This is a genomic window from Aurantimonas sp. A2-1-M11 (assembly GCF_036549475.1).
Lineage (GTDB): Bacteria > Pseudomonadota > Alphaproteobacteria > Rhizobiales > Rhizobiaceae > Aurantimonas.
The window spans coordinates 1-4784 of sequence record NZ_JAZHLI010000133.1 but is presented as its reverse complement, the minus strand read 5'-3'; the positions used below and the strand labels follow the sequence as shown (position 1 = coordinate 4784).

Sequence of the window (4784 nt, the reverse complement as noted above, 5' to 3'; positions counted from 1 at the left end):
GATCGGCGGCGGAGACCGAAATGGTAACCCCTGTGCGCATGCAGCAGACTCGCATGCGAGCACACCGATGTGAATCCCACACCGGACTCTTTCGTTCCGGTCAATCCACTAGCCTTGCCGCAACGCGAAACGCCGCGGACCCATCTTTTAAAAAGATGATTTCGCGGCGCTTGCGCTAAACGGCTGCTCGACGATCCCCGTCAGCGGTCGTCATCCTCCAGTGCTTCCTCCCCCTGCGCTTCGCCGAGGAAGCGGCCATAACGGGCAATCTCGTCCATCGGCGTCTCGCTGGAAAAGATCTTGTCAAAGCCTTCCCACGCTTTCCGGATCTTCCAAGGCGTCTGGCCACGCGTGGTGACCTCGGCCATCGCTAGCAGGTTGACCTCGCGAAGCGCGGTCACCTCCTTGAAGACCTCGTGGTTGGAGAGCATCTGGGTGCCGAGAGTGTCCCATCCCGTCGCGCTATTCGGGTTGGCCGGGTTGAAGTCGCCAATCCGACAAACGTCGCCGAGCGGGCTCGAGAAGGGAAACCATGTTTCGCGGTCCAACGCGGACCAGTGGTCAGGAATGTGATAGCGCAGGAACCGCATCCCCTCCCGGTGGTACGATATCCCCGTTGTAAGATGCTTGTTGACCTGCGCGATCCGGAAAGCCAGGGAGCTATCGAAACTAACTCGGAAGTCCGGCCGCAAGTGCCTCCGCAAGGCCCGCTGCAAGCCTGTCAGCTGAACGCCGAAATCAGGACGCGTCGTGCCCAACACATGCAGCCAACGGAGGCGGCCTAGCTGATTGGCATCCCGCATTTTGACCAGCGCTTGAACCCAAAGCCGAAGATTGAGCTTCGTGTCGCCCGCCAGTGCAATCCCTTCGAATTGGCTTTGGTAGGGCGCGACTGCAGGCCACCAAACGTTCGCCTCCTTGGTCGTCCGACCCTGCATCACCGATAGGAGGATCAAATCCTGATTGCTGCGGTTCGCCAGCGCAAACCGCATGCTATCGACCGTCGTATCAAGACAATGCTGAAGCGACTTCCCCTTGTTGACTGGCATGTCCAGGGACCGGGTCGGGTCATCCAAGATAAGCCCGACGTCGCAGTTGTCTTCTATCCATTTCAGCGACTTCCGACGAAAGACGCCGTAGGGCTCTTTCAGCGCGCCACTGATGGCCGAGAACCCGCCACTATCCCCGATGATAGTGGTGCGTTGACGATCACGCCCCGTCACGATCGTGCCGCCAGCGTCGTAAACGCCGAAGGCAGCGCTGTAGAGACCGGCTGGATAGAAGAAATAGGGACTGCCGGGGTCAAGGTAGTTCAGCGCAGCCGGCTTCCGCCCGTTCGGTAATGTGCGTCGAACAGTCGAGTCCTGCTTATCCGCAGCAATCCGCGCGAAATTTTCGTTGATGGCAGGTGTGAACAAGGCATAGTCGTCCATGCCGATGGAGAGATCGGTGGTCATGTTTATCCTAATCTTTTGAAAAGATGGTCTGGGGATAAGATGCCGGCGTAAGCCGGCATCTTAGTTTTCTCACTCTTCGGGCACGACGAATGGGCTGAACAGCGAGGCGTTACGGCCGCCGCCTGTTGTCCGTGCTGGGATGACGACGATGTAGCTGAAGAGGCGCGTGCGGAAGGACAGGCATATCCCGGTGTTGCGGTCAGCCTTGACCTCGATCTCGTCTTGCACAGGCAGATCTGCAATCGTCTTGCTGACCGCTACGAAGTCGATGTCCATGACAGCCACGGTTGCTGTGCCCATTCCACGGATATCGCGTTCATCATCCTTCTTCATCGCGGTGATTTTCCAGCTATGTCCTTTAAAGTGATGCTCCACCTTCTCGCCTTTTTTGGCTTTAATGGCCTTCGCAACGAATTCAGCATGCCGTACTCTCCACGACCTTGGAGACATCTTTCCCCTGAACTGCGGCGCGAACCGGTCGAGATGCACATCGAGAGGGAAGTTGCCCTCCCGGGATCGTAGCGGCTCAATCAGGACGCTGAACTGCTCCTCTTCGACGTCACACGCGGCTTGCGTGGTGGCGACAAAGCGCAAGACACCGGCGGTGTCACCCACATCGCCCCATTGGCCAGAGAACGCAGCCCGGCGTGAAGGGTCCGCGATGTTTGCCTCCATGATCCGCCGCTCACGGGTCCTAAAATGGCATAGCTGGTTCAGGCGCTCTGGGAGCATGGGTTCATGCGGAGTTGCGACCATGACGATCCCGGCGGCTGCCAGGATTGGCGAGACGACGATGCGATCGCCATCACCGAACGTGAAGTGCCGGTATGCGGGCCTGAAGCCGCTCTCCGGATTCTCCGGATCGTCCAGTTCAACCCTTGGCTTGTCCGTCAGCTCTTCCGCGATCATGGCGCCAGCTTGCAGAAGCTCACCTGCTTGATCGATCAAAGGATCCGTAACATCTACCGTAAGCAAAGCCTCTTCGATCTGGGCTTCATCAGACGAGATCGTCATCGCGATCTTCTGAGTATCACCCTTCTCGTAGACGAAACCCAGATGGATTTCGCGATCGTCGGCTAGTTCCCCGAGATTTTTCCTTGCACGGGAAACCCGAATATCTCGCATCTTCTGCGCGTCCAGAGCAATTCCTAGATGAAAAGGAACTTTCGATCCCTTCTTAGGCTTGGAATTCGTTTGCCGCTGCGCCATTGAAACTGCGGTGATGCCGCGTTGCTCGTCGAGCAGGTCGACTAAGGCTGAAATGCCCTCGTCCGACGCGGTGTATTTCTCCGGGTTCGCGGTGACCTCATTGACGACCCACTGAACCGCCAAGGCTTGGCGATCCAAAAACTTTGCAAGCTTTTGCTTCGTCTCGGGGTCGTCCGTGGGAGCGCCGAAGGTGACGACCACCTGCACCATGTAGGGGTGGTCACTCTTGGGGACCTCAAGGCCAAGCTCTTCTGCCTCGGCTTTCCAGTCATGGTCTGAGCGATGCACGATCTCAAGCGCCGCCATGGCAACGGCCCTCTTGAGCTTCTCGCGACCCCCCTCATATTGCTCGCGTCCCCTGAGGCCCAGAGCGCGTCGCTCTTTCTCCCACACCTGCCAGACGACGCTGACTTCAGCAGAGGAGGCAACTGCAACTGCCTCCGGTGACAAGGTCGTTTCAACCGCGCCGTCCTCCTGATCGCTCGCGGACGCGTCATATTCATGGTTCGAAGGATCAGCAGCGCCTGCTGTGCTGATGATCGGTCCAGCATCCGCCGCCTTCTCGGTGACGGATGCATTTTCAGTCTTGGTTTCGGTGTTCATCGTTTTCTCCTTTTCTCGAGGAACGAGTGGAGAATGACGGAACGAGGAGCTTCTGCCTTACACGGTCTGCGGCGCCAATTTCGAAGAAAAAAGCAGAAAATTCAGTTATTTACAGAGATTGCGAATTATGGCGACTTGCGCCTAGACGCAGATTTGGCGAGGAACGCATTAAACTTGTGGGCCGCAGCGTGAGCCAAGCTCTGATCAATTGCGATCCTGCTACTGGTGCCGTTTACCGACCCACACGCGACCATCGCGATCGCTATACGGGCGGTGCGCGTCTGGACATGGCGCAACTTTGCGAACCCAGGCAAGGTGTCGACGTGATAGCGGATCTCGATGCTCTGTAGATCGACGGCCGAGAACAGCCGATTGTTCCGAAGATCCCTCTCAAACTGAGATAGGATGAGACATGCGTGCCAGGACTGGTCCTTTCGCCATGCCGACTGTGTCGTCAGGAAATTTGCAACCCGCTGATCCATTGGCTTCATAGGGTGTTCCATCTTATGGAACGCCGCCAACACATCGAAGCGCGAAGTTGGGGGGAGGCAGCGGAAGACCTCTAGGGTTTCATCGCCAATAGGGCGCTGCGGTCCTGACCCCCATGCGTTTTGGACGGCAGCGACGGCGTCGTGCTCACGCTGAAAACGACCGTCCCGCGTGAGCTCGCCGATTTCAGCCTGCAACCGTGCGATGCCGGCCATGACGGCTTCTTCACTGACCACCGTTGAGGTCGGGATATCCCAATTCGTTTGGTGTAGCTTATAGTAGCACAGCTCTCGCCTGCTCATCTGTCGTGGGTCGAGGATCGCAGCAGGGGATGTCTCCCGGAGTTTGCCGCGACGACCGCCGTAGGGCCTCGAAGGCCCCCGCTTTGCATTGGCGATCTGCTGACAGCCATGCTCGAGGCGCGCCGCATTGTAGACCGCATAAAGTCGGTCCATGAGTTTGATGGCACTGTCCGGATCAGGCCCGTTGACGTCGTTGCGAAATCTCTTTCGCAACCGCAAAGCCTGCTTCGCCTGCGTCTTCCCGAATACCGAGTTGTTCAACGCGTGTGGGGAGTAACTCCGCGAATGCGCCACTGCCGTTCCTCATCTAATGGAGCCGCAAAAGCGCAGCTGATGTCGAAGCCCTTCGCGAGCAGAAAATCGTCCGCGTCATCTTTTTAAAAGACGGTAGCGGGAGGACCGTTGACAGGAAGTTTGCGACCCAGCCGGTCCATCGGTCTGCCGACGAGAGACGCCTATAGGAGCTCCACCGCAGCTCGCATCATCTCGTCATTCACGTCGATATAGCGCTGAGTGGTCCCGAGGTTCTTATGCCCGGCCAGCGTCATGATGACCTTCGCGCTGACACCAGAATGCGCGAGCCTCGTGATGAACCAACGTCGTCCACTGTGGCTAGTGGATTGACTCCAACGTTTGGAACCCTCGGCTTCGTGCAGCGATGATGGCGTCTGGATCGGCGCGCCAGACGAAGGGCTTCGGGTTTTGGTTGTGCTCGGCGACGAAG

Annotated in this window: 4 protein-coding genes and 1 pseudogene; all 5 read right to left on the bottom strand. The window is 57.9% G+C overall.

Features of this window, described 5'->3' with window-relative positions; translation table 11 throughout:
* Nucleotides 1–200: 200 nt before the first annotated feature.
* Entirely contained in the window at nucleotides 201–1457 is a 1257-nt protein-coding gene (locus VQ042_RS24665) for a hypothetical protein (protein WP_331822910.1), read from the bottom strand.
* Nucleotides 1458–1526: 69 nt separating this feature from the next.
* On the bottom strand, nucleotides 1527–3269 hold the full coding sequence (locus tag VQ042_RS24660) for a hypothetical protein (protein ID WP_331822909.1): 1743 nt from the start codon (nucleotides 3267–3269) through the stop codon (nucleotides 1527–1529).
* Nucleotides 3270–3394: 125 nt separating this feature from the next.
* A complete protein-coding gene (locus VQ042_RS24655) occupies nucleotides 3395–4321 on the bottom strand; it encodes a hypothetical protein (protein ID WP_331822908.1) in 927 nt (308 codons plus the stop codon).
* Nucleotides 4322–4515: 194 nt separating this feature from the next.
* Nucleotides 4516–4716 (bottom strand): tyrosine-type recombinase/integrase, encoded by a 201-nt coding sequence (locus VQ042_RS24650; protein ID WP_331822911.1) that lies wholly within the window; start codon nucleotides 4714–4716, stop codon nucleotides 4516–4518.
* Nucleotides 4673–4784 (bottom strand): annotated as a pseudogene (locus VQ042_RS24645) (IS630 family transposase); the annotation flags it as partial. The gene VQ042_RS24650 and the pseudogene VQ042_RS24645, both read right to left, overlap by 44 nt.